Genomic DNA, 26,994 nt, shown 5'->3' on the forward strand with positions numbered 1-26,994 from the left:
TGGCCTGCTCCCTCGGGGCGTCGCGCGGGACACGCCGCTCCGGTCAGGGTCAGACCGGGGCGGACAGGTCACCGATGCGGCCGGGCAGAGCCCCGGCCGTTTCGCGCACCACCTCGGCGATTTCTCCCAACTGCTTGGCCAGCGGGCTGGAATTGCGCCAGATCATGCCGATCGTGCGCCGGGGCTGCGGATCGGGGAAGCGCGCGATGGCCACATCGGCCGAGCGGGTCTCCACCGCGACTGCCATTTCCGGGATCAGCGTCACGCCGATACCCGCGCCCACCATCTGCACCAGCGTCGACAGCGACGAGCCGTCGAGCAATTCGCGCGGCAGGGCGGTCTGCAGCTTGCAGAAGCTCAGGGCCTGATCACGGAAGCAATGCCCCTCTTCCAGCAGCAGGAGCCGCATCTCGCGCAGCAAGTCGGGTGTGGGGACGGGCAGGTTCGCCTCGGGCTTGGGCCGGACCAGCACGAAATCCTCGGAGAACAGCGCAACCTCGGTAAAGGCGGGTTCCGAGACGGGCAGGGCGACGATGGCGGTATCGAGCCGCCCGTCATGCAGTTCAGCCAGCAGCTTGGGCGTCACCGTCTCGCGCACATGCAGGTCGAGATCGGCGTTCTGCCGGGTCAGCGTGCCGATGAGCGAGGGCAGCAGATAGGGCGCGATGGTGGGGATCACGCCCAGCCGCAGCCGGCCCACCAGCCGCTCGCGCGAGGCGCGCGCCAGATCTTCCAGCTCATCGACCGAGCGCAGGATTCCGCGCACACGGTCCGAGAACTCTTCGCCAAAGGCCGTCAGCCGCACCTGGCGCGCGCCACGCTCGAACAGGGCGGTGCCGAGGGATTCTTCTAAGTCCTTGATCTGCATGGACAAAGCGGGTTGCGAGATGGCGCAGGCATCGGCGGCTCGGCCGAAATGGCCATGCTGGGCGAGGGCCTCGAAATAGCGGAACTGCTTGAGGGACAGGTTGATCATAAGGGGATCTTATCAGGGCTATCAGGAGATCAAACTTAAACTAATCAAAACCCTTTGCTAGAGTGATTCTAACGAAGGCCGGGAGGAGTTCCGCCCGTCGCGCTGCACGACGTCCCGGATCCGGGGCGGGCGCGGTCGTGTCTTCGGTCGACGGCAACAGGAGAGAGCCACATGGACGGCAATGACGCGGGCAAATGCCCGGTGATGCACGGCAGCAATACCGCTCTGGGGAAATCGGTGACAAGCTGGTGGCCCAATGCGCTGAACCTCGACATCCTGCATCAGCACGATACCAAGACGAACCCGATGGGTCCGTCCTTCAGCTACCGCAAAGAGCTGGAAAAGCTGGATGTTAAGGCGCTCAAGGATGATCTGCGCGCGCTGATGACCGACAGCCAGGACTGGTGGCCGGCGGATTACGGCCATTACGGCGGGCTGATGATCCGCATGGCGTGGCACGCGGCGGGGTCGTACCGTCTGGCCGATGGTCGCGGTGGCGGCGGCACCGGGAACCAGCGCTTCGCGCCGCTGAACTCGTGGCCCGATAACGTCAGCCTCGACAAGGCGCGGCGCCTGCTGTGGCCGATCAAGAAGAAATACGGCAACAGCGTCAGCTGGGCGGACCTGTATATCCTGGCCGGGAACGTCGCCTATGAATCGATGGGCCTGAAGACCTTCGGTTTCGGCTTCGGGCGCGAGGATATCTGGCATCCCGAAAAGGACGTCTACTGGGGCGCCGAGAAGGAATGGCTGGCGCCGTCCGACAACCGTTATGAGGACGTCACCAAGCCCGAGACGATGGAAAACCCGCTGGCCGCCGTGCAGATGGGCCTGATCTACGTCAACCCCGAGGGCGTGAACGGCAAGTCCGACCCGATGGCCACCGCCGCGCAGGTGCGCGAGACCTTCGCGCGCATGGCGATGAACGACGAGGAAACCGCCGCGCTGACCGCGGGCGGCCACACCGTCGGCAAGACCCACGGTAACGGCAATGCCGAGCTTCTGGGTCTTGACCCGGAATCGGCAGACGTGACCGAGCAGGGCATGGGCTGGTCTAACCCCAACATGGGCGGCAAGGCGGCGAATGCCGTGACCTCGGGTCTGGAAGGCGCATGGACGACCCATCCCACGGTCTTCGACATGGGCTATTTCGACATGCTGTTCGGCCATGAATGGGAGCTGCGCAAATCGCCCGCCGGCGCCAACCAGTGGGAACCTGTCGACATCAAGGAAGAGGACATGCCGGTCGACGCCTCGGATCCGACCAAGCGCCGGATGCCGATGATGACGGATGCCGACATGGCGATGAAGGTGGACCCGGCCTATCGCGCGATCTGCGAGAAGTTCATGGCGGATCCGGACTACTTCAAGGAAACCTTCGCGCGCGCGTGGTTCAAGCTGACGCACCGCGACATGGGGCCGAAGGTGCGGTATTTCGGCCCGGAAGTTCCGGCCGAAGACCTGATCTGGCAGGATCCGGTTCCCGCGGGCTCGACCGATTATGATGTCGAGGCGGTGAAAGCGAAGATCGCGGCCTCGGGCCTGTCGCTGTCTGACATGGTGTCGACCGCGTGGGATTCGGCGCGCACCTATCGCGGTTCGGACATGCGGGGCGGGGCCAATGGTGCGCGCATCCGTCTGGCACCGCAAAAGGACTGGGCCGCGAACGAGCCCGAGCGACTGGCGCGCGTGCTGTCGGTGCTGGAGCCGATTGCGGCGGAAACCGGGGCCTCGGTTGCGGACGTGATCGTGCTGGCGGGTAATCTGGGGGTTGAGCAGGCGGCGAAGGCGGCGGGCTACGACGTCACGGTGCCTTTCGCGCCCGGCCGCGGCGATGCGACGGACGAGATGACCGACGCGGACAGCTTCGACGCGATGGAGCCCGCCGCCGATGGCTATCGCAACTTCGAGAAGGCGGCCTATGTCGTCTCGCCCGAAGAGATCATGCTGGACCGCACGCAGCTTCTGGGCCTGACCGCGGCCGAGATGACCTGTCTGGTGGGCGGCATGCGCGTCATGGGCACCAACCACGGCGGCAGCAAGCACGGCGTGTTCACCGACCGCGAAGGCGCGCTGACCACCGATTTCTTCGTCAACCTGACCGACATGGCCTATTCGTGGCATCCGGCGGGCGATGCCTACGAGATCCGCGACCGCAAGACGGGCGCGGTGAAATGGACGGCGTCGCGCGTGGATCTGGTCTTTGGCTCGAACGCGGTGCTGCGGGCCTATTCGGAAGTCTACGCTCAGGACGATGCGGGCCAGAAATTCGTCGATGATTTCGTCGCGGCCTGGGTCAAGGTGATGAATGCCGACCGCTTCGACCTGAAGGTCTGAGATCCGGTCGTATGAACGAAAGCGGGCGCGGTCGAAAGACCGCGCCCGTTGCTTTTGTGTCTGAGGTGGGCCTGCGCCGCAATCTCAGCCCGGATAGCCGCCGGTCTTGTGCCAGGTCCAGGCGTCCTTGATCATCGTCTTCAGAGACGAGCGCGCCGGGTCCCAGCCCAGCTCGGTCAGCGCCGCGTGACTGCCTGAAACAAGGCTGGTCGCATCGCCGCCGCGCCGGGGCCCGTAACGGTGGGGCACCTTGTGGCCGGTCGCCGCGCGGGCATGGCCGATCACTTCCTTGACCGTGAATCCCGCCCCGGTGCCGAGGTTGAACACCCGGCTGCCCTTGTCGTCGAGCAGCCATTCAAGGCCCAGCACATGCGCCTCGACCAGATCCATCACATGGACATAGTCGCGCACGCAGGTGCCGTCATGGGTATCGTAATCGTCGCCATGGATCACCAGTTCGGGGCGCTGGCCGTCGATGGCTTCCAGCATCACCGGGATCAGATGCGTTTCGGGACGGTGGCATTCGCCAATCTCGGCCTCGGGGTCGGCGCCCGCCACGTTGAAATAGCGGAAGATCACCGTGCGCAGGCCATGCGCGGCGCGGAAGTCGCGCAGAATCTCCTCGACCGCGCGTTTCGACGAACCATAGGCGTTGATCGGTTCCTGCCGGCAATCTTCGGTCAGAAGCACGCCATCCTGTTCGCCATAGGTGGCGCAGGTCGAGGAAAAGACAAAGTCCAGAACGCCATGCGCGACCGCCGCCTCGACCAACGACAGCGACCCCATCACGTTGTTGCGCCAGTACTTGCCCGGGTCGGACATCGCCTCGCCCACCTGGCTGAAGGCGGCGAAATGCATGACGGCGACCGGCTGGTACTCGGCAAAGGCGCGGTCCAGCGCGGCGCGGTCCATCAGGTCGCCCTGAACCAGCGGTCCGAACTTGACGGCCTGCGCCCAGCCGGTGGAAAGATTGTCATAGGTGACAGGCACATAGCCCTTCGCCGCCAAGACCTTGCAGGCATGCGAGCCGATATAGCCCGCACCCCCGGTGACGAGAACGTGTTTCGTCATCCCGCCCTGTCCTCCGCGCGGTCGCTCAGCGACCGGCTTTGGACGAGGACGAGGCCGGTGCAGCCCCGTCCCGTTCGGCCAGACGCTCGCGCATCAGGTCATAGAACTTGTCGCGGAATTCCTCGTGGTCGATGGCGTAATCGACGATGGCGTTGAGATAGCCGAATTTCGAGCCGCAATCGTAGCGATGCGCCGACATTTCCATCGCCGCGACCTTGCCCTGGTCGGCCAGGATGTCGATGGCGTCGGCCAGCTGGATCTCGCCGCCCGCGCCGGGTTCGAGCTTGCGCAGGATATCGAAGATCTCGGCGTTGAACACGTAGCGGCCCATCGAGGCCAGGTGCGAGGGTGCGTCTTCCAGCTTCGGCTTCTCGACCAGACCCGCCACGGTGACGCGGCCATCGGGGCCTTTGGGGCCGGGTTTGACGATCCCGTATTTGTGGACCACGTCGTCTTCGACCTCGGTCACGCACAGATAATTGGTCGGGTTCTGCTCGTAGGCGGCGACCATCTCGGCGGTGGGCAGGGTGCTGCCCTTCATCAGGTCGTCGGCCAGCAGCACCGCGAAGGGCGCATCGCCCACGGCGGGCGCGGCGCAAAGCACGGCATCGCCGAGGCCCTTGGGTTCGGGCTGGCGGATGAAGATACAGTTGATGCCTTCGGGGATGATGTTGCGCACCATGTCGCGTTCCTTGTGCTTGCCCTTCTGGGACAGCTGGAACTCAAGCTCGAGATTGGCGTCGAAATGGTCGCCGATGGCGCGCTTGGGACGGCCCGTCACGAAAATGATGTCGGTGATGCCGGCCGCAATCGCCTCTTCGACGGCGTATTGGACGATGGGTTTGTCGATGATCGGCAACAATTCTTTCGGCATCGCTTTCGTCGCGGGCAGGAACCGCGTTCCGAGACCTGCAACCGGGAACACTGCTTTCCGAATTCTTGTCATGATCTTCGCAATCCGTCGTTGAAACTTGTTTGGGCGCCCTCGTTCTACGACTCCGGCCCATCATCGGCAACAGGCATGTCCTGCAGGGGCCGGGACGCGGCAACAATCGGCTTTCATCGCGCCATCGGGCACATCACGGCGCAACAAAGACGCGCGGCAGGGGCGCCGCGCGCGTCGGTCTGCCCTCAATCTAGCCGTCGTGCGGGATTCATCAATCCCATGACCCATTCAAGCACGATGAAGCCGGCAATCGTGGCGAAGGTCGCGGCAAAGGCGCTTTGCCAGCCCGCAAGCTGCGCGGCATCGGCGGCGCTTGCACGGCCCAGCACCGCGCCCGCCTCGGTGCCGCCGGGGGCCAGCACGAACAGCACGAGCGAGGTCAGCGCCGTGCCCACCACCGCGCCGCTGGAGCGAAAGAAGGTCATCGCCCCGGCGGCCCGCCCGCCCGCGCGTGCGGTCGGGCGCCGTGTTCTGCACCACGGTGTTCATCACCGACATGACGGTGCCCAGCGTCAGCCCGACGGTCAGATAGGTGCCCATCAGCGCCGGACGCCCCATCGTCGCGCCCTGCATGGCCAGGATCAGGATCGCGCCCGCGCAGAGCGGCAAGGTGAGCGAGGGAAACAGCAGCGTGCGCCCGGTCAGCGTGATCAGGTTGCCGGTGACGAACCCGGCTGCACCCAGCGACACGGTCAGCGCCAGCATCGCCGAGGCGGTCGCCACCGCGCCGTCGCCGCGCAGGATCGCGTGGAACAGCGGGATCGTCGTGATCAGGGACACCATCGCCGCGCCGTGGCAGAACACCATGACCGAGGCGCGGTTGATCGCCGGAACCCGGAACAGGGCCGGCGGAAACAAGGGATTGCGCGCGCGTTTCTCGCTGATGACCAGCCCTGCCAGACCCGCCGCGCCGATCAGCGCACCCAGCAGCGCCACCCAGCGCAGATGCGCGTCGCCGATCAGCTCGATCGCGGCGGTCACACCCAGCACCAGGGTCAGCAGGGCAAGGAAGCCGCGCAGGTCGAAGGCCCGGTCCGGGGGCTCCGAGGCGCTGGGGATCGGCTGACGGGCCAGCAGCACCATCGCCAGCAGCGCCAGCGGCACGGTGCCCAGAAACAGGCTGCGCCAGCCCAGGGTCGCCACGAGGATCCCGCCGATGAACGGCCCCAGCGTCGAGGCCAGCATGACAATCGCGGCAAGGTTGCCCTGCGCCCGCCCGCGGTTGCGCGGTGCAACAAGATCGGCGATCAGCGCCTGGCTCAGCGCCATCAGCCCGCCGCCGCCCAGCCCCTGAACCAGCCGGCCCGCGGCCAGGACCGAGATATTGCCCGCCACCGTACAGAGGAGCGCGCCCGCGATATAGACCGTCAGCGCGGCCATCATCATCCGTTTGCGCCCCATCATGTCGCCCAGAAGCCCGTAAAGCGGCCCGGCCACGGTCAGCGCGATCATGTAGCCCATCACCAGCCAGGGCAGGCGCCTGAGCTGTCCCAGATCGGCGCCGATATCGGGAAGTGCGACCGAGACCATGGTCTGGTTCGCGATGGCCAGAAAGACCGGCACGCCGATCAGCGGCAGCAGCATCAGCGGCTGTGCAGGGGCAGTCGGGGCAGACGGGTTCGGGGCTGCGTCGGACACGCGATGTTCCTGACGAAGAACGGGAAAAGGCGCCGCCCGGTCGGGGCGGCGCCTTTCATTAACACGTTAATCGAGCGGCGTGAAGCGCCTCAGCCGAAGCTTTTCTCGATCTTGTCGAGCGTCTTCATCGCCGCCAGCACATCATGCACCGAACCGTTCGGCTCGCGCTTTTCCTGAATGGCCGAGATGAATTCGCGGTCGATCAGCTCGATGCCGTTGTTCGACACCGCCACCCCGTCCAGATCGATCGGGTTTTCCTTGCCGTCGAACAGATCGTCATAGCGTGCCAGATAGGTACCGTTGTCGCAGATATAGCGGAAGAACGTGCCGAACGGCCCGTCATTGTTGAACGACAGCGACAGGGTGCAGATCGCGCCCTTGGGCGTCTTCATGCCGATGGACATGTCCATGGCGATGCCCAGCTCGGGGTGATGCGGACCTTCCAGACCGAAGGCCTTATCGACCACTTCGCCGGTCTGATACTGGAACAGGTCGACCGTGTGGCAGGCATGGTGCCACAGCAAGTGGTCGGTCCAGCTGCGCGGTTCGCCCTTGGCGTTCAGGTTCGAGCGACGCATGAAATACGTCTGCACGTCCATCTGCTGGATCTTCAGCTCGCCCGCGGCGATCTTGTTGTGGATCCACTGATGCGACGGGTTGAAGCGCCGGACCTGACCGGCCATGGCCAGAACACCGGTTTCCTTCTGCACTTTGCAGATCGCCTCGGAATCCTCGAGGCTGTCGGCCATCGGGATCTCGATCAGCACCGGCTTGCCCGCCTTCATGCAGGCGATGGCCTGCTCGGCGTGCATTTGCGTGGGCGTGGCCAGGATCACCGCGTCGACATCGTCGCGTGCAAGGCACTCGTCGAGATCGGTGGCGGCATGGGCGATCCCGCGTTCGGCGGCGAGGGCGTCGATCTTTTCACGGGTCGGCCCCATGACCGAGGTCACGGTCACTTCCTCGATCGCGGCCAGCGCGTCGAGATGCTTGATCCCGAAGGCGCCATAGGCGCCGGCGACACAGATACGCATGTCTCGTCTCCCTGTTGCTTACTCGGCGGCGACCTTGCCGCGGCTGTCGTGGTAATCCTTGTTCTCAAGGATGATGTGACCCACCGCCGTGTTCGAGGCGGGGACGTGATAGTGACGGTGCACCTCGACGACCTCGTCGTCCAGAGCGCCGCGCATCACGTGCCACATGACCATTTCCACGCCTTCCGAGCCCGCTTCGCGCAGGTAGTCGACATGCGGCATCTTCGACAGGCCCACGGGATCCGAGGTCAGCTTGTCCAGGAACATGGTGTCGAATTCGGGGTTGATCAGGCCTGCACGCTTGTATTGCAGCTGGTGCGACATGCCGCCGGTGCCGAAGATCATCACTTTCAGATCCTCGGGGTAGCTTTCCACGGCCTTGCGGATCGCCTTGCCCAGATTGTAGCAGCGATTGCCGGTGGGGGCGGGGTATTGCACCACGTTCACGGCCAGCGGGATCACCTTCACGCCCCAGTCGTCCTCGGGCGTCTTGTCGCCGTACATGACGCTGAGCGGCACGGTCAGGCCGTGATCGACTTCCATCTCGTTCATGATGGTGATGTCGAATTCGTCCAGCACCAGCGACTGGGCGATGTGGCTCGCCATTTTCTGGTGGTTGTGCACGACCGGAACGGGGCGCGGACCCCAGCCTTCGTCGGCGGGCGTGAAGGTCGCCGCGCAACCCAGCGCGAAGGTCGGGATGACCGAGGCGTCGAAGGCCGTGCAATGGTCGTTATAGACCAGGAAGACGACGTCGGGCTTTTCCTCGGCCATCCATTTGCGCGAGAATTCGAAACCCTTGAAGACCGGCTGCCAGTAGGGCTGGTCGGTGATCTTGGTGTCCATTGCGACACCGATGGCGGGGACGTGCGAGCATCCCACTCCTGCGACGATGCGGGCCATTACTTGTCCTCCCATTCCGATTTGTAGCGATTCCCCTCGGGCGAGCGGCCCCCGGCGAGCATCATGTCGCGGTAGGCTTCGACGCCCATGCCGGTCATCAGGCCGGCGAGGTTCTGAAAGTTGATGCCGTCATTGGCGGCGAGTTTCGAGGTATAGTAGATGTTGCCACCCAGCTCGAGCAGGCGGTTCCAGTCGCGCTTGAGCACGGCGTCGCGCTGCTCGGGCGTCATCGGGAAACCGTCGAGATAGGCTTCCTCGTCGGCATTGAACGCTTCGCGGTTCTTCTGCAGGCGCAGAGAGATGCAGAACTGGTTCAGATGATAGCCCTCACGCGAACGATCCGCGTCGAAGACAAAGGTCCCGGGGATATCCTCGTAGTCCTTTTGCATTGCTTTTTCTCCCGTTTATCGTGGCGCTCCGGGATCCGTCGCGCGGTTGTCGATCAATCGCGCCGGGGGGCACCCGATCGCGCGATGTATACATGGAAGCGCCCGGACAGGCCAATTGAATCCCGACGCCGGCCATTGAAAAAAGCTATTCATCCCTCTCGCGCTCCGGCCGTGCGCCGCGCCGCATCGTCGCTTTCGGCGGGCGCCTGTGCCACCGGCGCGGCGGCGCGCAGCAGGTCCATGAACCGCGCCTGCGTCGCCGTCGGGCGCCAGCTTTGGCGATACGTCAACCCGATGCTGCGCCAGTTGTTGCTGAGCGCGACGTCGAGCGGCGCGATATGCCCGTCCGAGAGTTCCGTGGCCACCTGGTGCAACGATACAATCGAGACATAGTCGCCCGCCGCCAGAAGTCCACGCAGGAAAACCAGCGACGACGAGACGACGCGCACCGGCGTCTGTGGGCGTTCCTGAATGCGCAGCGTCTCGAACAGGTAGCTTCCGGCGGGGGTGGATTTGGGCGGCGCGACCCATGGATAGGCCAGCGTGTCCTCCAGCGTCACGCCTTTCCTGCCCGCCAGCGGATGGTCGGGATGGGCGACGATGGCCATTGCATCGTCGAACAGCGGCTCCTGTATGACGTCGTCGGCGGGCGAGGGGCTGCGCAGCGCACCGATCAGGCAATCGAGATCGCCCTCGCGCAGGCTGCGCAGAAGCTCGGGATAGCGGCCATCGACCACGCGGACTTGCACGCCCTGCGTCTCGGATATCAGCGCATGGGTGGCGGCGGGGACGATCGAGCTGCGCGCCAGCGGCAGCGAGCCCAGCGTGAAGGTGCCGCGATCATTGCCCAGTTCGCGGCCAATTTCCTCGAATCCCTGCCGGATCTCGGCCGAGGCGAGTTTCGCCCCCAGAACAAAGGCTTGCGCGGCCGAGGTCAGCTCGACCCCGCTGACCGTGGTCTGGAAGAAGGGTACGCAGGCAATGTCTTCGAGACTGCGCGCGGCGCGGTGCACGGTGGGTTGCGACAGCCCCAGTTGCTGGGCCGCGACGGTAAAACTGCCGCTGCCCGCCACCGCGATGATCGCCCGAAGCTGCGCCGCGGTGACCAGATGGTCGAAAGCCGGGCGCGGGCCGCCGGTGCGGGGGCCCGGCGCCTCGCGCAGCCCGCTACGGAGCGCGGCGCGCGCGCCGTTATGCAGATGCGTCAGCGCCGCTTCGACCCGGTTGACGAACAGCGCGCCGGCCTCGGTCGGGGTGAAAAGACGGGTACGCCGCACGAGCAGGGGCGTGCCGATATCGGCCTCCAGCCGGGCGATGGCCTGCGTCGCGGCGGGCTGCGACAGGCGGCAGCGCTCGGCCGCCGTCGAGACCGAGCCGGAACGGACGGTTTCCAGAAACACCCGCATGTGCCGGAGGTTCGGCAACGCCTCGGTCATCTTGCGCCTCAATAGCCAAAAGTTATTCTAGGGCCGGCTTTCGAAATAGGCAATTGCCCCCGGCTGGCGCATGGTGCGCCGCGAAGGCAAGGCCCGCTGTCCAGGGAGAGATGCGCGCATGACGACCCAACCGCAACCGATGGATGCCGACTGGCTTGTGGTTCACCCCAATCCCAAGAAGCCCGATTACGTTCTGCCCAAGGGCGCGGTCGACGCGCATTGCCACGTCTTCGGCCCCTCGGCCGAATTCCCCTATGCGCCGGAACGCAAATATACGCCCGGCGATCAGGGCAAGGACAAGTTGTTCGCGCTGCGCGATTACCTCGGCTTCGAGCGCAACGTGATCGTGCAGGCGACCTGCCACGGCAAGGATAACCGCGCAATGGTCGATGCCTGTATCGCCGCGGGCGACAAGGCGCGCGGCGTGGCTTCGGTCGGCAAGGACATCACGCGCGAGGAACTGAAGGAGCTGCACGAAGGCGGCGTGCGCGGCGTGCGCTTCAACTTCGTGAAACGTCTGGTCGACGCCACCCCGCCCGAGGTTTTCCTGGGCATTGCCGACAAGATCCAGGAATTCGGCTGGTCCACCGTCGTCTATTTCGAGGCGCAGGATCTGGAAGGGCTCGAGCCCTTCCTCGCCAAGCTGCCCGGGATCATCGTCGTCGACCATATGGGCCGCCCCGACGTGACCAAGGGCGTCGATCACCCGGATTTTCAGCGCTTCATCAATCTGATGGCGAATAACGAGAATATCTGGACCAAGGTAACCTGCCCCGAGCGCCTGACCAAGGCGGGCGAGCCCTATGACGATGTCGTTCCCTATTATCAGGCGATCGTCGACAAATTCGAGGACCGGGTCCTGTGGGGCACCGACTGGCCGCATCCCAACATGAAGTCGCACATGCCGGACGACGGGCTGCTGGTCGATTACATCCTGCGCATCACCCGGACCGAGGAACAGCGCCAGAAACTGCTGGTCGACAATCCGATGCGGCTTTACTGGGCCGACTGACCGTCGGAACCGGAACACGACTATCAAGGGGCGTCCGAAAGGGCGCCCCTTTTGCCTGTGACGGGGTGGCCCCCGGCGCATAAGTTTTCCGTCGCGACTATTCGATTGCCGTCCCGCGCGCGCCCGATTTGATTCAGGTCAAAAACGCGCGATTGCGCACATGAGACAGTCGGGCATGAGCGAAGGAGGACCCGCCATGCACGACATGCCCGGCTACGATTATCATATCGACATCCCCGGTACCGTCCTGTTCGACGGCAAGCAGGCCATGAAAGGCTATGCGCTGAACAAGATGTGCTACGATTTCAACAAGGCCGAGAACCGTGAAGCCTTCAAGGCCGACGAGGAAGGCTGGATGGCCAGATACGGCCTGAACGAGGAGCAGAAAGCCGCGATCCGGTCGCGCGATATCCTCGCCATGATCGATGCGGGCGGGAATATCTATTACCTCGCCAAGCTTGCCGGCATCTTCAAGCTCTCGGTTCAGGATGTCGGCGGTCTGCAGACCGGCCGCACCACCGAGGAATTCCAGCAATATCTCGCCAGTCAGGCGTAAGGGGAGGTTAACCCAATGGCCCGCATTCTCGGTGGCATCACCACCTCGCATATTCCGGCGGTCGGCAACGCGATCCAGAAGGAGCTCTACGACGATCCGTACTGGAAGCCCTTCTTCGACGGCTATCCGAAGGTCCATCAGTGGATTCAGGACAACAAGCCCGATTACGTGATCAATATCTACAACGATCACGGGCTGGGTTTCTTTCTGGACCGGATGCCGACCTTCGCCATCGGCGCGGCGCATGAATACCGCAACGAGGACGAAGGCTGGGGCCTGCCCGCGCTGCCGCCGTTCCCCGGCGCGCCGGAATTGTCGTGGCACATCATCGAAAGCCTCGTGGCGGACGAGTTCGACATCACCTCGTGCCAGGAACTGGCGGTGGATCACGGCTTCGTCGTGCCGATGCAGCTGTTCTGGCCGGGCGCGCCCAACAATCCCGACATGCCGCGCGCGGTGCCGATCTCGGCCAATACCGTGCAGCACCCGATCCCGACGCTGAACCGCGCGCTGAACTTCGGCAAGGCCCTGCGCAAGGCGCTGCTGTCCTTCCCCGAGGACGCCAAGATCGTCGTTCTGGGCACGGGCGGGCTGTCGCACCAGCTTGACGGTCAGCGCGCGGGCTTCATCAACAAGGAGTTCGACCAGTATTGTCTGGAAAACATCGTCCACAACCCCGAAGAGCTGACCAAGATCACCCGTCAGGAACTGGTGAAACAGGCGGGCGCGCAGGGGACCGAGTTCCTGATGTGGATGATGATGCGCGGCGCGCTGGGCGACGAGGTCAACGAGATCACCCGCAACTACCATATCCCGATCTCGAACACGGCGGCGGGCACGTTGCTGCTGGAATGCGCCTGAGCACCGGGGATGGTGTGTGATGAGGGGACCATGCCGGTAGAGCCGGGGGGCTGCCGCCCCCCGGACCCCCCGCTTCAAGGAGGGTTTTCCACCCTCCTTGAAAATCCTCCCGCCCCCCTTCAAGGAGGGTTTCCGCCCTCCTTGAAAATCCTCCCGGGAGTATTTTTCGGCAAAGTGAAGATCACGCCTCGGTCAGTTTGCGCCGGAAGGCTCGCGGCGAGAGCCCGGTAGCGCGGGTGAAGACGCGCGTAAAATAGGCAGGATCCTCGAAACCCAGTGCGTAGCCGATGCGCGAAACGGGCAAGTTCGTGTAGACGAGATTGCGCCGTGCCTCGCGGATCATCCGCTCTTCGATCAGGCCCGATGCCGGGCGGCCGGTATGGGTGCGCGCCACGCGCGACAGATGCGCGGGGCTGATCGCCAGGGCGCGGGCATAATCGGCGACCGTCCAGCGGTCGAGAAAATGCGCGTCGATCAGGCTTTCAAACCGCGCCAGCAGCGCGGTCTGCGCCGGGCGATGCGCGCCGCCGCCTTCGGCGTCGATGGCGCGCGCGACCTGTCCCAGAACCAGGCCGGCCAGCGAGCGCAGGATCTGCGCGCGCGCGAAATCGCGCCCCGAGAAGGTGGTGAAGATCGCGCGCAGGCTTTCGACCACCGCGGCGGGCGCCGGCATAACCGTTTGCATTGCCAGCATTTCCCGGACGCCTTCGCCTGCGCGCAGGGTCTGGTCCAGCATTTCGGCCGCGAAGGTGACGACGAGGCCCGAGGTTTCGGGCTGAAAGGTGAAGCCATGCACCAGCCCGATCGGCACGTTGACCAGTGTGCCGGGCGGCAGGGCGTAGCGTTTGTCTTCGAGGCTGACCTGGCCGCCCCCCGATTGCAGGTAAAGCAGCTGGTGCAGCCGGGCATGGCGATGCGCGCCCAGTTCCCAATCGTGAAGGCGCGAGCGGGTTTCGATCGTCTCGCAATGGACGACGTCGGGCAGGTCGCCCGCCTCGCCGAAGAGGTTGAAGTTCGGAATGGCGGAAAGGATGGGATCGCTCATGCCCGAATCGTACAAGTTTTCGCCGGTCCGATCCATTCATTTCGCAGGCGCCTTTTCTATTCTGGCCGCTGTTCCGGCGCCCTTTCGGCAGCTGGCAAGAGGAGGAGACAGCGATGAAGACCCAGATCTGCATTATCGGAGGCGGTCCGTCGGGCCTGATGCTGAGCCAGCTTCTGGACCGCAAGGGGATCGAGACGATCGTGCTGGAGAAGCATTCGCGCGAATACGTGCTGGGGCGGATCCGCGCGGGTGTGCTGGAGCACGGTTTCGCCGAGCTCATGCGCGAGGCGGGCTGCGGCGCGCGCATGGATGCCGAGGGCGAGATCCATGACGGGTTCGAGATCTCGGATAACGGGGTGCTGCGGCGTGTGGATCTGAAACGCCATTCAGGCGGCTCGTCGGTCGTGGTGTACGGCCAGACCGAGTTGACGCGCGATCTCTATGACGCACGCGCGGCGGCGGGCGGCCACGTCATCCACAATGTCGAGGACGTGGTGCTGCATGACCTGAATACCGAGGGCAAGCCGTGGGTCACCTATCGCGATGGCGACGAGATCGTCCGCATCGATTGCGATTACGTCATCGGCGCCGACGGCTTCCATGGGGTCAGCCGCAAATCGATCCCCGCCGATGTGCTGACGGAGTACGAGAAGCTCTACCCGTTCGGCTGGCTGGGCGTGCTCAGCCGCACCAAACCGGTGAACCCCGAGCTGATCTACGCGAAATCCGATCGCGGTTTCGCCCTGTGTTCGCTGCGCAGCCAGGTGCTGAGCCGCTATTACATCCAGGTGCCGCTGTCGGACAAGGTCGAGGACTGGTCGGACGAGGCCTTCTGGGACGAGCTGAAGGCACGGCTGCCGGACGAGGTGGCGGCGCGGCTTGAAGCCGGGCCGTCGATCGAGAAGAGCATCGCGCCGCTGCGCTCGTTCGTGACCGAGCCGATGCGTTGGGGGAGTCTGTTCCTGGCGGGCGATGCAGCGCATATCGTGCCGCCGACGGGGGCGCGGGGGCTGAATTCGGCCGCGTCGGATATCTATTATCTCTACCACGCGATGATGGATCATTACCTGAAGGGCGATGATACCGGGCTTGAGCAATACTCGCAGAAGGCGCTGGCGCGGGTGTGGAAGGCGCAGCGCTTCAGCTGGTGGATGACCTCGCTTCTGCACCGCTTCCCCGAGACGCCGGGCTACGATCAGAAGCTGCAGGAAACCGAACTCGCCTACCTGTTCTCGTCGGATGTGGCTTTGGCGTCGCTGGCGGAGAATTACGTGGGGCTTCCGTTCTGAGCGGGCGCGACGTCCAGGCACCGGGGGCCAGCCCCCGGACCCCCGGGATATTTAAGGAACAAAGACGCGGTGAACGCAGCTTTGACGCGGCATCCTTGTGCTGGAGACATCCTCGGGGAGGGCGGAGGCCAGGAGGGGGGCAGTGCCCCCATTGTCGCCGCTAGCGCTGGCGCGGCGGCAGGATGGCCAGCGCGACGCCCGCCAGCACGAGGACCGAGGCGGCGATGGCGCCTGGGCTCAGCGTCTCGGCCAGGAGCAAGGCGCCGGCGGCGATGGCGATCACCGGGACGGTCAGCTGCGCGACGGCGGCGCGGGCGGCGCCCAGTTCCGGCAGGATCCTGTACCACAGCGCGTAGCCCAGACCCGAGGTGACGGCGCCCGACAGGAGGGCGAGCCCGACACCGCCCGCCGTGACATTCCCGAGCCCCGCGGGAAGGCAGGCCAGCGCGACGAGGGGCGTGGCGAGGATGAAATTGCCGGCAGTGGCGCCCAGCGGGTCGCGCGCGCTCCGTCCCGCAAGGGAATAGAGGCCCCAGCCCAGCCCGGCTGCGCCCATCGTCAGGGCGGCCCAGACGGAGGGGATTGCGTCGCTTCCGGGCAGCAGCAGCGCCGCAAGCCCGGCCAGCGCCAGCGCGGCCCCGGCAAGGCGGCGCGGGGAGGGGCGGTCGCCCGCAAGCGTGGCGCCGGCCAGCATCGTGACCTGCACCGTGGCAAAGAGCACGAGCGCGCCGATCCCCGCATCGAGGGCAAGATAGGCGACGGAGAAGCCCACGAGATAGAGCGTGAGCCAGAGCGCGGGCAGGAGATGGGCCCGGCCCGCCCGGAAGGGTGCGCCGCGTGGGCCGAAGGCGCGCGCGAGCAGGATCAGCACCAGCGCGCCCGATGCCACGCGGATCAGCGCGAAGGGCAGGGCTTCGATCAGCCCCGCCCCGAGTGCCGCGCGGTTGAGGAGCGAATTCGCGGCGAAGGCGGTCATCACCAGCGCGCTGAGCGCGAAGAGCCGCATCGCCGCGCGTTCTCAGGCGCCGGTCGCGGGCTCGGCCACGGCCTTGAGCGCCGCGTCGAGCCGGGCGAGCGTGCCGGGCACGTCCTTGAGCTTGTCGAGGCCGAACAGGCCGATGCGGAAGGTGCGGAAGCCTTCGGGCTCGTCCACCATCAGCGGCACGCCCGCGGCGATCTGGAAGCCCGCCGCCGCGAAGGCCGAGCCGTTCTGCAGATCCGCGCGGTCGGTATGGCAGACCACCACGCCCGGCGCGCCGAAGCCATTGGCGGCAAGTGGCGGGTAGCCATAGGCTTCGAGCAGCGCGCGCGCCCCTTTCCCCAGCGCGCATTGCGCCGATTTGGCCGCGTCGAAGCCCATCTCGCGGGTTTCGACCATGGCGTCGCGCAGGCCCGCCAGCGCGTCGGTCGGCATCGTCGCGTGATAGGCATGCCCGCCGTCTTCATAGGCTTTCATGATCGCGCGCCATTTCTTCAGGTCCAGCGCGAAGCTGTCCGATGTCGTGGCCTCGAGCCGCTTTTCCGCGCGGGGGCCCATGACGACGATCCCCGCCGAGGGCGACGCGCTCCAGCCCTTCTGCGGCGCCGAGACCAGCACGTCGACGCCCAGCGCCTTCATGTCGACCCAGGCCGCGCCCGAGGCGATGCAGTCCAGCACCATCAGCGCGCCCACCTCGTGCGCGGCGGTGGCCAGCGCCTTGATATAGGCGTCAGGCAGGATCATCCCGGCCGAGGTTTCGACATGCGGCGCGAAGACCGCTTCGGGTTTCTCGGCGAGGATCCGTTGCGTGACTTCCTCGATCGGGGCGGGGGCGAAGGGGGCCTGCACGCCATTTCCGGCGGGGCGGGCCTTCATCACCTCGGTCTCGCTGTTGAGCTGGCCCGCGTCGAAGATCGCGCTCCAGCGGAAGCTGAACAGCCCGTTGCGCACCACGAGGCATTTGCCGCGCGCGAATTGCCGGGCGACCGATTCCATCGCAAAGGTCCCGCCGCCGGGGACCAGCGCCACGGCGCTGCCGTTGTAGACCTCTTTCAACATCTCCGAGATGTCGCGCATGACGCCTTGAAAACGCTGCGACATATGGTTGAGCGAACGGTCGGTGAAGACGACCGAGAACTCGTCGAGTCCGCCGGGATCGATATGGTCGTGGAGGGCGGGCATCGGATTCTCCGTGTTTGAACGCGAGGGGGCAACTTATGGCGCGCGGGCAGCGGGCGCAATGTCGCCTGCAGCCAGAAGATCGGACACCGTGACCAGCCGGAATCCCCGTGCGTGCAGCCCGTCGATGATCTGCGGCAGCGCGTCGCGGGTCGCTCCTCGGCTGTCATCCATCGCGTGCAACAGGATGATCGAGCCCGCTTCTGCGGTCGCGATCGCGTCGCGCGCGATGCGTTCGGCCCCCGCATTGGGGTCGCTGTCGGGTTCGACGTCCCACATCACCGTGACCCGCCCCTGCCGGTCGAGCACCCAGGGCAACACCACCAGCCGTTTGCCGAAGGGCGGGCGGAAGGGGATCGGCCCTTCGTAACCTGCCGCGCGAATCGCCGCGTCGGTCCGGGCGAGTTCGTCCTCGACCCACGCGGGGCGCACCAGCACCATCCGCTCATGGCTGAAGGAATGGTTGCCGATCTCGTGCCCCGCGGCGATGAGCGCGCGCAACTCGGCCTCGTGCAGCCGGGCCTCGCGCCCGGTGACGAAGAAGGTCGCGCGCACGCCGCGCCCGGCCAGGACGCCCAGAAGCTGCTCGGTCTGCCCCGGCACCGGGCCGTCATCGAAGGTCAGCGCAACCAGCGGCTGCCCGGTTTCGACCCGGGCCACGACCGTGCCGAACAGCTGGAAGCCGCGCGCTTTGGAAAGCAGGTAGGCACCGCCGGTCAGCACGGCGAGAGCCAGCAGGAGGGCGAGTAGGCGTTTCATGGTCTCAGCTTCTCTTGCCCGACGGGGCTGCGTCCAGCCCCGGTGGCGGTCACAGCCCGCCGATGAGCGCCCAGGCGCCGAGACCGGCCAGCATCACCGCCGAGCCGCGCGCGACCCACAAGGCGAAACCGGCGGGCAGGCGGCTGCGCGTGGCGGCAACGGCGCCCGACAGGAAGGCCCACCATGCCAGAGAGCCCAGGAACACGCCCGACACCGCGACGGCCGCCTGGGCGATGCCCGGATCCTCGGCCAGTCCCAGCCCCGCGAACATCGCCACGAAGGACAGGATCGTTGCCGGGTTGGCGATGGTCAGCGCGAAGGTGGTGGCGGCCGTCGCGACCAGCGTCCGGGCATCGGCGCGCGCGGCCCGGGCGGGCTGTCCCGCCTGGCGCCAGCCCCGGATCGCCAGCGCGACGAGCAACAGCCCGCCCGCGATCCGCACCAAACCCGCGCCGCTGTCCAGAACGCCTGCCAGCGCCGCGAAGCCGAAGGCGGCGACGCCCGCATAGGCCGCGTCCGCCAGCGCCGTGCCGAAGCCGCCCGCGAATCCGGCGGCGAAGCCCGCCTGCAGCGTGCGCGCGATGCACAGGGCGCCGATCGGGCCCAGTGGGGCAGCGACGGCAAGGCCGAGGATCAGGGCTTTGAGAAACAGCATGTCACCGGGCTTTCGGCACGAAGGTGTCCGGCACCGCCGAGGACAGGGCCAGCACGCTTTCCGACCGCGCCACCATGCCCCGCGCCTTCAGCGTGGCGAGGAAAGCCTCGAGCCCGGCCAGCGACTGCGTGCGCAGCTTGATCAGGTAGGACCACGCGCCGGTGACGTGATGGCATTCCAGAATCGCCGGATCGTCGGCGGCGAGCGCGCGGAACGCGGCCTCGTCCGCCTGCTCGGGCAGGGCGATCCAGACGAAGGCGAGGACCGGCAGGCCCAGCGCCTCGGGGTCGGCTTCGAGCGTGAAGCGCCGGATCACGCCTTGCGCCGTGAGGCGGCGGAGCCGGTCGTTCACGGCCGACGTCGACAGGCCCACATTCTGGCCGATATCGGCCAGCGCCCGTCGGGCATCGGCAGAAAGAAGGTCGATAATTTTGCGGTCAATATCATCCATGGCTGAAATATTAACGGCAATTTAATGATTCGGCGATCAAAATATCGGTTCCGACACCGCATCCGTCAGACCGACCCGCGCCCCCTTGCCCTTGCGCGCACAAGACGCTATCCCTTCGGAACCTGGCGGGTATGGTGTAATGGTAGCGCCTCAGCCTTCCAAGCTGATGGTGCGGGTTCGATTCCCGCTACCCGCTCCAGGATCCCCGATAGTGTGCAGATCCTGCGTCAGGCGATGCTGTCATATAGCGCGTAATCCTCGGCCATGCGCTCGGCCAGCCGCGCGCGAAGCGCGTCGGGAAGGTCGCGGTCGCCCTCGGGCGAGACGTTCTCTTTCGGCAGCTCGATGGCGAAATCGAGCCGGTCCTCCAGATACGCCACGAAGCCGCCGATATCCTCGTAGCGAAACAGCCGGTCGACACCACAGGGCGCGTCGTCGAAGCCTTTCAGGAAATCCGCTTGCGAGCCGACATCGGCCAGTGAGTGGCGCGGATCGTGCAGGTAGGCTTCGGCGAAATCGGCGAAACTCAGGCCCCGGGTGCCGGCATGCATGTCCAGATTGTCGTCGCGCAGGCGCGAGCGATACCACGATCCCAGCCAGTCGACAGGCTCGCGGATCAGCGCCAGCGCGGTGAAATCGCCGCCCGCCATCTCGCGCAGATAGGGGCGCAGGTAGCGTTGCCACGTGCGCGCATCGGTATGCTTGAGCGCGGCGGGCTGCATCACGGAAAGGGCGGCAAGAGACCCGAGCGCGGCCTCGATGGCCGTGGAGCCCGTCTTTGGGGTCGCCAGCAGCACAAGCCGCTGTTTCCAGAATACTAGCATAGAGACCCGCGCAACGTCGTTCTGAACGGTTTATTAACCAAATGCAGGCGAAGTTGAAACACCCGCAATAAAGCTTGAAATGTTCCGGTTTTGTGCTCATATTGCGCGAGAACAAGATAAGAACAGACGCAGTATTGCTGCCCCCTCCGGGCTGTGAAATAAGAGGTCAGACCATGGCAACCGCGAGCCTTCTCGACATGCAAGACAAACGCTCTCAGGACAAGCAGAAAGCGCTCGATTCGGCGCTGGCGCAGATCGAGCGGCAGTTCGGCAAGGGCTCGATCATGAAGCTCGGCGCCGACAACCCCGTGGCCGAGATCGAATCGACCTCGACGGGGTCGCTCGGTCTCGACATCGCGCTGGGGATCGGCGGTCTGCCCAAGGGGCGGATCATCGAAATCTACGGCCCGGAAAGCTCGGGCAAGACGACGCTGACGCTGCATGTGCTGGCGGAAGAGCAGAAGAAGGGCGGCGTCTGCGCATTCGTCGACGCCGAACACGCGCTCGATCCGCAATATGCCAAGCGGCTGGGCGTCGATCTGAACGAATTGCTGATCTCGCAGCCCGATACGGGCGAACAGGCGCTGGAAATCGTCGACACGCTGGTGCGGTCGGGCGCGGTGTCGGTGGTGGTGGTCGACTCGGTCGCCGCGCTGACGCCCAAATCCGAACTCGAAGGCGATATGGGCGACAGCAATGTCGGCGTTCATGCCCGCCTGATGAGCCAGGCGATGCGCAAGCTCACCGGCTCGATCTCGCGCTCGAACTGCATGGTGATCTTCATCAACCAGATCCGCATGAAGATCGGTGTCATGTTCGGCTCGCCCGAAACCACCACCGGTGGCAATGCGCTGAAATTCTACGCCTCCGTGCGGCTCGATATCCGCCGGATCGGTTCGATCAAGGACCGCGAAGAGATCGTCGGCAACCAGACCCGCGTGAAGGTGGTCAAGAACAAGGTCGCCCCGCCTTTCAAGCAGGTCGAATTCGACATCATGTATGGCGAAGGGATTTCCAAGACCGGCGAGCTTCTGGATATCGGCGTCAAGGCCGGCGTCGTCGAGAAATCGGGCTCGTGGTATTCCTATGGCGACGAACGGATCGGGCAGGGGCGTGAGAATGCCAAGAACTACCTGAAAGCCAATCAGCAGATCGCCCACGAGATCGAGGACAAGATTCGCGCCGCCAATGGTCTGGATTTCCAGATGGGCAGCAGCGACGACGGCGATGTGCTCGAAGAGTGACCTTCGTCAGCCGCGCTGAACTGGACGCGGCGTTGCCGGATATCCTGTCCGCGCCCAAGGATGGTGCGGAGATCGGAATGCTTTGCCGGCGTCCCGTGCGCAATGGTCGACGCTTCGTCGACCGGATCGAGGTCACGCGTGAGCAGGGCATTCCCGGCGAGCGTTGGCTGAATGAACCCTGGCTGCGGCTGCCCGACGGCAGGCCGCATCCGGGGATCCAGATCTGCATCCTGTCGCGCCGGGTGCTCGACCTCGTTTGGCGGGACCGGGAAACCGTGCTGCATCCGGGCGATACCTTCGTCGTCGACATGGATCTGGGCCACGAGAACCTTCCCGAGGCTACGCTCTTGCAGGCGGGCAGCGCGGTCTTGCGCGTGTCGGAAATCTTCAACGATGCCTGCGTGAAATGGAACGCGCGTTACGGGGCCGCGTCCCGCGACTGGATCAACGCGCCCGACAATCGGCGCCACCGTCTGCGCGGCATCCTGTGCAGCGTCGAGCGGGACGGGGAGATCCAGAACGGCGATCTCTTGACGAAGTGTCGCTGACAGGATTCCGCTGAGGACCGGGTGGCGGGGCGGTCCGGACTTGCCGCGCATGTCCGTCGCCGGGGCGGTCATGGGTTTCGAGCCTGCGCCGGGATGACCCAAATTGATGTCCGTGAAGGACGCGTGTCGCAAAAGAACCGGCATCGACGGCTGTGGTTTTACCGGCGTAACCCCTGAAGGTACACGCCTATCGGGCGCTGGCAGGCAGGGCAGGGCGAATGGTTCCGGTCTCGGTCAGGCAATGCCCGGCGCTTGCCGTCGTTCCGGCAGGCTTTCCCGCGACAGGGCGCTTTGACGGGCGGCAGCGCTGACCGGGAGTGGAGTCGTGGCTCCGGACCGAAGCGTTAAGGTTAACCCCAATCGTGGGGCGGAGTGGACCCGCGCCCAGGACGGCGCGGCTTGGTGAACCGGAGTCCGGCCCCCTGAGGCCAAAGCGATCTTCGGTTGATGGTCCGGATAAATCAAACCTGAGACGTTCCAGCGCCCTTTCCTGTTGACAGCAGTAGCGAGGCGCACACGCAGCTGCCACGTCAAGATTGACACCCAGGGTGCATCGGGTGACGGCGAGCGACGGCAAGACGCGACCAATTCTCTGGCTGGGTGGCCACGCGAGGGGGGGGCGGATTAACGCACCGAAGATCAGCAGCCTACCGTACCGGGCGCGAACCGGGCCGGAAGCGGGACGTTTGATTCGTGAAAGGTTACTGGTTCACAGCCCATGGCACGCGCATGTCTCCCGAACAGGGAAAGTCGGGAATGGCGCTGCTGGGCCGCAAGAGTCCACCGTGGTCAACAAGCGAAAGACCGACGGCGCCACAGAAAAACAGGGTTAACCTGCTTGCGACCGACGGGCGCGCGCGTGGTCGTCTGAAGAGGTGCTACGCGCGCCCAAACGGCAGAAAGCGACCCAGATTGAAGCGTTAAGCTTAACCCTTTTCGTGGTCCCGAGAGGTTGAACAGCACCTCAAGGGACGCGGGACAAAGCCCGTGCCGATGCGATGGGACAGCGTTCGCGGTGCGATGGAGCGGTTTTCCGGTGAGGAAGGCAATTGCCCAAGCGTCTCGCCCGGCGCCTGAAATGCGGGGCAGCCAGATTGAGGCGTTGGATTGCCGGAGACGACCGTCACCCAGAGGACATCCTCGGCGTCGTTGCCCGGACCACTGCATCAAGATCAACGGGCCTGGCCCCGTCGCACCGCGCAAGGGCGACCATCGCGTTGGCGGTCCTCATTCCCACCAGCGGTCGATGCGGGCGATGTCGTCGTCGGACCACCCCAGATGATGCGCCAGTTCGTGCACGAAGACATGCGTCACCAGCGCGTCCAGCGCCACGTCGCCCCGCGCGCACCATTCATCGAGGATCGCTGCGCGGAAAAGCCAGATCATGTCGGGCTGAACCGCGACGTCGAACAGGGATTTCTCGGTCAGCGGGATGCCCTCGTAAAGGCCCGTCAGGTCCAGCGGGTCGTCCATGCCGAGCGCCTCGAGCATGTCATCCGGGGCAATCTCGGCCACCTGCAGGATGACGCCCCGCGCGGCCTCGGCGAACGGGCTGGGCAGGTCCGCGCGCGCGGCCTCGGCAAGGGCTTCGATGTCGTCAAGGCTGGGCGCGGCGCGGGCGCGCCAGAAATCCGGGGTCGTCATGGGGGCTCGGACAGGGTGAGGGGGGCCGTTACGTCTCAGACAGAGCCGTCGCCCCGGCGCCATGCGCCCGGGCTGGTGCCATAAAACGCGCGGAAGGCGCGGGCGAAGGGGGCGGGGTCGCCATAGCCCACGGCGAAGGCGATGTCGCTCACGCTGAGCGGTGCGTGATGCGGGTCGCGCAGAAGCCGGGCGGCGCGGGCCAGACGCTCGCGGCTGAGCGCGGCAGCAAAACCGTCCTCTTCGGCGGCGAGCAGGCGCTGGATCTGGCGCGCGGACATCCCGATCTCGGCCGCGCAATCGGCCAGAGACCAGCCCTGCCGCGTCGCGTTCGCCCGGATCGACGCGCGGATCCGCAACGCGGCGCTGTCCTGTGCAGGCGGGGCATCCTCGGCGGTCAGCGCGACGAGCTTCAGGAAGACCTCGTGCAGCCCGGCCAGCGCGCCGTGACGCTGGGCGGTATCGGTGAGCGCGCGGGCGGCTTCGAGGCAGAGCGCCCCATAGACCGGATGATCGGACAGCCGGTGCGGGCCCGGCGCGAAGGCGGACCCGACGGCGGATTTCGGCACCATGAGCGAGGCCACGCGCAGCCCCGAGCGGCGGGAATGGTCCAGCGTGAAGGGGGCGTCGGAGTCAAAGAGCCCCACCTCGCCCGGACGAAGCGCCATCGTCCGCCCGGCCTGCGTGATCGCGCAGATCCCGCCCAGTTGCAGGTTCACATACCAGCAGGGCATGGGCGAGGCGGCAATCTCGGCCCCGGTGCGCAGAACCGTATGGCTGCGCGCCGAGACGATGTTGAGCGCGCCCGCCTGCTCGCCGCCCGGCATGTCATGGGAATGCACGCCCGCGCGGAACTCGGCGCGCGCGTCGCGGCCCAGCTCGGGCCGGAGCGGCATGAAGGCGGCGCAGATCCCCTCGCGGTAGTAATCGAACGCCTCGCCCCGGGCGACGTCGCGGGTATCCCACACGCGCGGCAGGCTGGCGCTTTCGGTCACGGGAGCGGCGGATCGGGTCATGGCGCGATGATGCCCCGACTGGCAGGCTTGCGTCCAGTCAAAGCTGAGGGAGGAATGCTCATGACGACCTATGTTCTGGTTCACGGCGCCTGGCATACCGGCACCGAATTCGAACCCGTGGCCGAAGCTATTCGCGCCGAGGGCCATATCGTCCATTGCCCCACCATCGCCGGCAACCGTCCGGGCGAAAGCAAGGATGTGGGGCTGAATGCGGCGATTGCGTCGATCGTCGATTACCTGTCGGAGAACGATCTGAGCGACGTGGTGCTGCTGGGCCATTCCTATGGCGGGATGGTGATCACCGGCGTGGCCGACCGCGCGGCGGACCGGATCCGCAGGCTGGTCTACTGGAACGCCTTCGTCCCCAATGACGGCGAGGCGCTCAACGACATGGTGCCGCCGCATTACGTCGCCTTGTTCGACGGGGTCTCGGCGGCGAGCGCGGACAACACGGTGATGCTGCCCTTCCCGATCTGGCGCGAGGCTTTCATCAACGACGCCGATCTGGCATTGGCCGAGCGGGCGTTCGGGGTGCTGAACCCGCATCCTTATGCGACCTTCACCGACAAGATCGCGCTGTCGAAGAACCCGGCCGAGATGGCGCTGCCGAAATCCTACCTGCTCTGCACCGAGGATTGCGCGCTGCCGCAGAGCCTGGGCTGGCATCCGCGGCTGTCGGAAAAGCTGGGCCTGTTCCGGCTGGTGGCGATCCCCGGCAGCCACGAGCTGTGCTTCACCGATCCGAAGGCGCTGGCGGCGGGGATCCTGAAAGCCGGGCGCGACTGAGAGACGGGCGAAGGGGGCGACGAACTGGACAAATCACGGCGGCTGGTTCAAGACAGCGCCAACAGGAGTTCACGATGACCGTCACCCGTTTCGCCCCGTCGCCCACCGGCTATCTGCACATCGGCAACCTGCGCACGGCGCTGTTCAATTACCTGATCGCCCGCAAGACGGGCGGTCAGTTCATCCTGCGTCTGGACGACACCGACCGCGAGCGGTCGAAGCAGGAATACGTGGACGGCATCAAGCGCGATCTGGAATGGCTGGGCCTGGAATGGGACCGGGTCGAGCGGCAGTCCGAAAGGCTGGACCGCTATGCCGAGGTGGCCGACCAGCTGCGCGCGGCGGGCCGGTTCTATGAGTGCTTCGAAAGCCCGACCGAACTGGATCTCAAGCGCAAGAAGCAGCTCAACATGGGCAAGCCGCCGGTCTATGACCGCTCGGCCCTGGCGCTGAGCGATGCCGACCGCGAGAAGCTGCGCGCCGAGGGGCGCGAGGGCTACTGGCGCTTCCAGCTCGATCTGGAGCGGATCGAATGGACCGACGGCATTCTGGGCGACATTTCCATCGACGCGGCCTCGGTCTCGGACCCGGTGCTGATCCGCGCGGACGGGCAGGTGCTGTATACTTTCGCGTCGTCGGTCGATGACACCGATATGGGCGTCACGCATATCGTCCGGGGCGGCGACCATGTGACGAATACCGCGACGCAGATCCAGATCATCAAGGCGATCGGTGGCACGCCCCCTGAATTCGCCCACCATTCGCTGCTGACCGGCCCGCAGGGTGAGGCCCTGTCGAAACGGCTGGGCACGCTCAGCCTGCGGGACCTGCGCGAGCAGGGGGTCGAGCGGATGGCGCTGCTCAGCCTTATGGCTCGTCTCGGGTCCTCTCAGCCGGTCGAACTGCGCGCCGATCTCGACGAGATCGCTGACGGTTTCGAGCTGTCGCAATTCGGCTCGGCGCCCACCAAGTTCGATGCCGAGGATCTGTGGCCGCTGACCCGCGCGCATGTTCAGGCGCTGCCTTACGAGGCCGTGGCCGACCACCTGTCGCAGATCGGCGTGCCCGACGACATCGCCCCGGCCTTCTGGGGTGTCGCGCGCGAGAATGTCACCCGGCTGCAGGATGTCGATGCGTGGTGGACGCTGTGCCGTGACGGGGCCGAGCCCGAGGTCGCGCCCGAGGATGCCGAGTTCATCGCCGAGGCGATGGCCCTGCTGCCGCCGCCGCCTTACGGCCCGACCGCGTGGTCGGACTGGACCGGCGCGGTCAAGCAGGCGACGGGCCGCAAGGGCAAGGGCCTGTTCATGCCGCTGCGCAAGGCACTGACCGGGATGAGCCACGGGCCGGATATGGGCACGCTGATGCCGCTTCTGCAGAAAGTGCCGGGCAAGAACTAAGCGCCGCCGCGCCGCAGAT

Annotated in this window: 26 protein-coding genes and 1 tRNA gene; 10 read left to right on the top strand and 17 right to left on the bottom strand. The window is 65.8% G+C overall.

The window, feature by feature from the left end:
* Positions 1-49 precede the first annotated feature (49 nt).
* Entirely contained in the window at positions 50-976 is a 927-nt protein-coding gene (locus C4N9_RS11860; protein WP_109533533.1) for a LysR substrate-binding domain-containing protein, read from the bottom strand.
* A 171-nt stretch (positions 977-1,147) separates the two neighbouring features.
* Between C4N9_RS11860 and katG the strand changes: the two genes are divergently transcribed.
* Complete coding sequence (gene katG / locus C4N9_RS11865) at positions 1,148-3,313, top strand: catalase/peroxidase HPI (protein ID WP_109533534.1); 2,166 nt, start codon at positions 1,148-1,150, stop codon at positions 3,311-3,313.
* A gap of 84 nt (positions 3,314-3,397) precedes the next feature.
* Here katG and galE read toward each other — a convergent pair whose 3' ends face one another.
* The 7 genes from galE to C4N9_RS11900 form a co-directional block, all read right to left on the bottom strand.
* A complete protein-coding gene (galE, locus tag C4N9_RS11870; RefSeq protein ID WP_109533535.1) occupies positions 3,398-4,384 on the bottom strand; it encodes a UDP-glucose 4-epimerase GalE in 987 nt (328 codons plus the stop codon).
* Between the two features lie 25 nt (positions 4,385-4,409).
* A complete protein-coding gene (galU, locus tag C4N9_RS11875) occupies positions 4,410-5,330 on the bottom strand; it encodes a UTP--glucose-1-phosphate uridylyltransferase GalU (RefSeq protein WP_109533536.1) in 921 nt (306 codons plus the stop codon).
* A gap of 228 nt (positions 5,331-5,558) precedes the next feature.
* Positions 5,559-6,968, bottom strand: coding sequence for an MFS transporter (locus tag C4N9_RS11880; RefSeq protein ID WP_146195158.1), 1,410 nt, complete (start codon positions 6,966-6,968; stop codon positions 5,559-5,561).
* Positions 6,969-7,057: 89 nt separating this feature from the next.
* A complete protein-coding gene (locus C4N9_RS11885; RefSeq protein ID WP_109533538.1) occupies positions 7,058-8,002 on the bottom strand; it encodes a Gfo/Idh/MocA family oxidoreductase in 945 nt (314 codons plus the stop codon).
* 18 nt (positions 8,003-8,020) lie between these two features.
* Positions 8,021-8,905, bottom strand: coding sequence for a class III extradiol dioxygenase subunit beta (locus C4N9_RS11890; RefSeq protein ID WP_109533539.1), 885 nt, complete (start codon positions 8,903-8,905; stop codon positions 8,021-8,023).
* Positions 8,905-9,294, bottom strand: coding sequence for a protocatechuate 4,5-dioxygenase subunit alpha (gene ligA, locus C4N9_RS11895; RefSeq protein ID WP_109533540.1), 390 nt, complete (start codon positions 9,292-9,294; stop codon positions 8,905-8,907). Before ligA ends, C4N9_RS11890 begins: the two co-directional genes overlap by 1 nt.
* Before the next feature lie 149 nt (positions 9,295-9,443).
* Complete coding sequence (locus C4N9_RS11900; RefSeq protein ID WP_109533541.1) at positions 9,444-10,730, bottom strand: LysR family transcriptional regulator; 1,287 nt, start codon at positions 10,728-10,730, stop codon at positions 9,444-9,446.
* Positions 10,731-10,848: 118 nt separating this feature from the next.
* On the opposite strand from C4N9_RS11900, the gene C4N9_RS11905 reads away from it, so the two are divergent.
* The 3 genes from C4N9_RS11905 (at position 10,849) to C4N9_RS11915 (ending at position 13,159) form a co-directional block, all read left to right on the top strand.
* Positions 10,849-11,742, top strand: a complete 894-nt coding sequence (locus C4N9_RS11905; protein WP_245902522.1) for an amidohydrolase family protein — start codon at positions 10,849-10,851, stop codon at positions 11,740-11,742.
* A gap of 196 nt (positions 11,743-11,938) precedes the next feature.
* Entirely contained in the window at positions 11,939-12,298 is a 360-nt protein-coding gene (locus tag C4N9_RS11910; RefSeq protein WP_109533543.1) for a protocatechuate 4,5-dioxygenase subunit alpha, read from the top strand.
* 15 nt (positions 12,299-12,313) lie between these two features.
* Positions 12,314-13,159: a class III extradiol dioxygenase family protein gene (locus tag C4N9_RS11915; RefSeq protein WP_109533544.1), complete on the top strand. Its 846-nt coding sequence runs from the start codon at positions 12,314-12,316 to the stop codon at positions 13,157-13,159.
* Between the two features lie 181 nt (positions 13,160-13,340).
* Here C4N9_RS11915 and C4N9_RS11920 read toward each other — a convergent pair whose 3' ends face one another.
* On the bottom strand, positions 13,341-14,204 hold the full coding sequence (locus C4N9_RS11920; protein WP_210404022.1) for a helix-turn-helix domain-containing protein: 864 nt from the start codon (positions 14,202-14,204) through the stop codon (positions 13,341-13,343).
* Between the two features lie 113 nt (positions 14,205-14,317).
* Between C4N9_RS11920 and pobA the strand changes: the two genes are divergently transcribed.
* Entirely contained in the window at positions 14,318-15,493 is a 1,176-nt protein-coding gene (gene pobA, locus C4N9_RS11925; protein WP_109533546.1) for a 4-hydroxybenzoate 3-monooxygenase, read from the top strand.
* A 160-nt stretch (positions 15,494-15,653) separates the two neighbouring features.
* On the opposite strand, the gene C4N9_RS11930 is transcribed toward pobA, so the two are convergent.
* From C4N9_RS11930 to C4N9_RS11950, 5 genes are read right to left on the bottom strand one after another with little or no spacing between them, the layout of a single operon-like run.
* On the bottom strand, positions 15,654-16,499 hold the full coding sequence (locus C4N9_RS11930) for a DMT family transporter (RefSeq protein WP_109533547.1): 846 nt from the start codon (positions 16,497-16,499) through the stop codon (positions 15,654-15,656).
* Positions 16,500-16,511: 12 nt separating this feature from the next.
* Positions 16,512-17,654: an aminotransferase class V-fold PLP-dependent enzyme gene (locus C4N9_RS11935; RefSeq protein WP_109533548.1), complete on the bottom strand. Its 1,143-nt coding sequence runs from the start codon at positions 17,652-17,654 to the stop codon at positions 16,512-16,514.
* A gap of 33 nt (positions 17,655-17,687) precedes the next feature.
* Entirely contained in the window at positions 17,688-18,410 is a 723-nt protein-coding gene (locus C4N9_RS11940) for a polysaccharide deacetylase family protein (protein ID WP_109533549.1), read from the bottom strand.
* 49 nt (positions 18,411-18,459) lie between these two features.
* Positions 18,460-19,065 (bottom strand): LysE family transporter, encoded by a 606-nt coding sequence (locus C4N9_RS11945; protein ID WP_109533550.1) that lies wholly within the window; start codon positions 19,063-19,065, stop codon positions 18,460-18,462.
* A 1-nt stretch (position 19,066) separates the two neighbouring features.
* Positions 19,067-19,516, bottom strand: a complete 450-nt coding sequence (locus C4N9_RS11950; protein ID WP_109533551.1) for an Lrp/AsnC family transcriptional regulator — start codon at positions 19,514-19,516, stop codon at positions 19,067-19,069.
* Between the two features lie 125 nt (positions 19,517-19,641).
* On the opposite strand from C4N9_RS11950, the gene C4N9_RS11955 reads away from it, so the two are divergent.
* Positions 19,642-19,715, top strand: a tRNA-Gly gene (locus C4N9_RS11955).
* A gap of 28 nt (positions 19,716-19,743) precedes the next feature.
* Here the strand turns inward: C4N9_RS11955 and C4N9_RS11960 are convergent.
* A complete protein-coding gene (locus tag C4N9_RS11960) occupies positions 19,744-20,340 on the bottom strand; it encodes a sulfotransferase family 2 domain-containing protein (protein ID WP_109533552.1) in 597 nt (198 codons plus the stop codon).
* A gap of 173 nt (positions 20,341-20,513) precedes the next feature.
* Here C4N9_RS11960 and recA point away from each other — a divergent pair, with 173 nt between their 5' ends.
* On the top strand, positions 20,514-21,584 hold the full coding sequence (gene recA, locus C4N9_RS11965; protein ID WP_109533553.1) for a recombinase RecA: 1,071 nt from the start codon (positions 20,514-20,516) through the stop codon (positions 21,582-21,584).
* A gap of 77 nt (positions 21,585-21,661) precedes the next feature.
* Positions 21,662-22,132 (top strand): hypothetical protein, encoded by a 471-nt coding sequence (locus C4N9_RS11970; protein WP_245902523.1) that lies wholly within the window; start codon positions 21,662-21,664, stop codon positions 22,130-22,132.
* A gap of 1,227 nt (positions 22,133-23,359) precedes the next feature.
* Here C4N9_RS11970 and C4N9_RS11975 read toward each other — a convergent pair.
* Together C4N9_RS11975 and C4N9_RS11980 are read right to left on the bottom strand one after the other, a co-directional pair.
* Entirely contained in the window at positions 23,360-23,776 is a 417-nt protein-coding gene (locus tag C4N9_RS11975; RefSeq protein WP_109533555.1) for a metallopeptidase family protein, read from the bottom strand.
* 35 nt (positions 23,777-23,811) lie between these two features.
* Complete coding sequence (locus tag C4N9_RS11980; protein ID WP_168192216.1) at positions 23,812-24,789, bottom strand: helix-turn-helix domain-containing protein; 978 nt, start codon at positions 24,787-24,789, stop codon at positions 23,812-23,814.
* A 60-nt stretch (positions 24,790-24,849) separates the two neighbouring features.
* Here C4N9_RS11980 and C4N9_RS11985 point away from each other — a divergent pair, with 60 nt between their 5' ends.
* Positions 24,850-25,575 (top strand): alpha/beta hydrolase, encoded by a 726-nt coding sequence (locus C4N9_RS11985; RefSeq protein ID WP_109533557.1) that lies wholly within the window; start codon positions 24,850-24,852, stop codon positions 25,573-25,575.
* 74 nt (positions 25,576-25,649) lie between these two features.
* Positions 25,650-26,975, top strand: coding sequence for a glutamate--tRNA ligase (gene gltX / locus C4N9_RS11990; RefSeq protein ID WP_109533558.1), 1,326 nt, complete (start codon positions 25,650-25,652; stop codon positions 26,973-26,975).
* Positions 26,976-26,994 lie beyond the last annotated feature (19 nt).

It is taken from the genome of Pararhodobacter marinus (genome assembly GCF_003122215.1).
GTDB lineage: Bacteria > Pseudomonadota > Alphaproteobacteria > Rhodobacterales > Rhodobacteraceae > Pararhodobacter > Pararhodobacter marinus.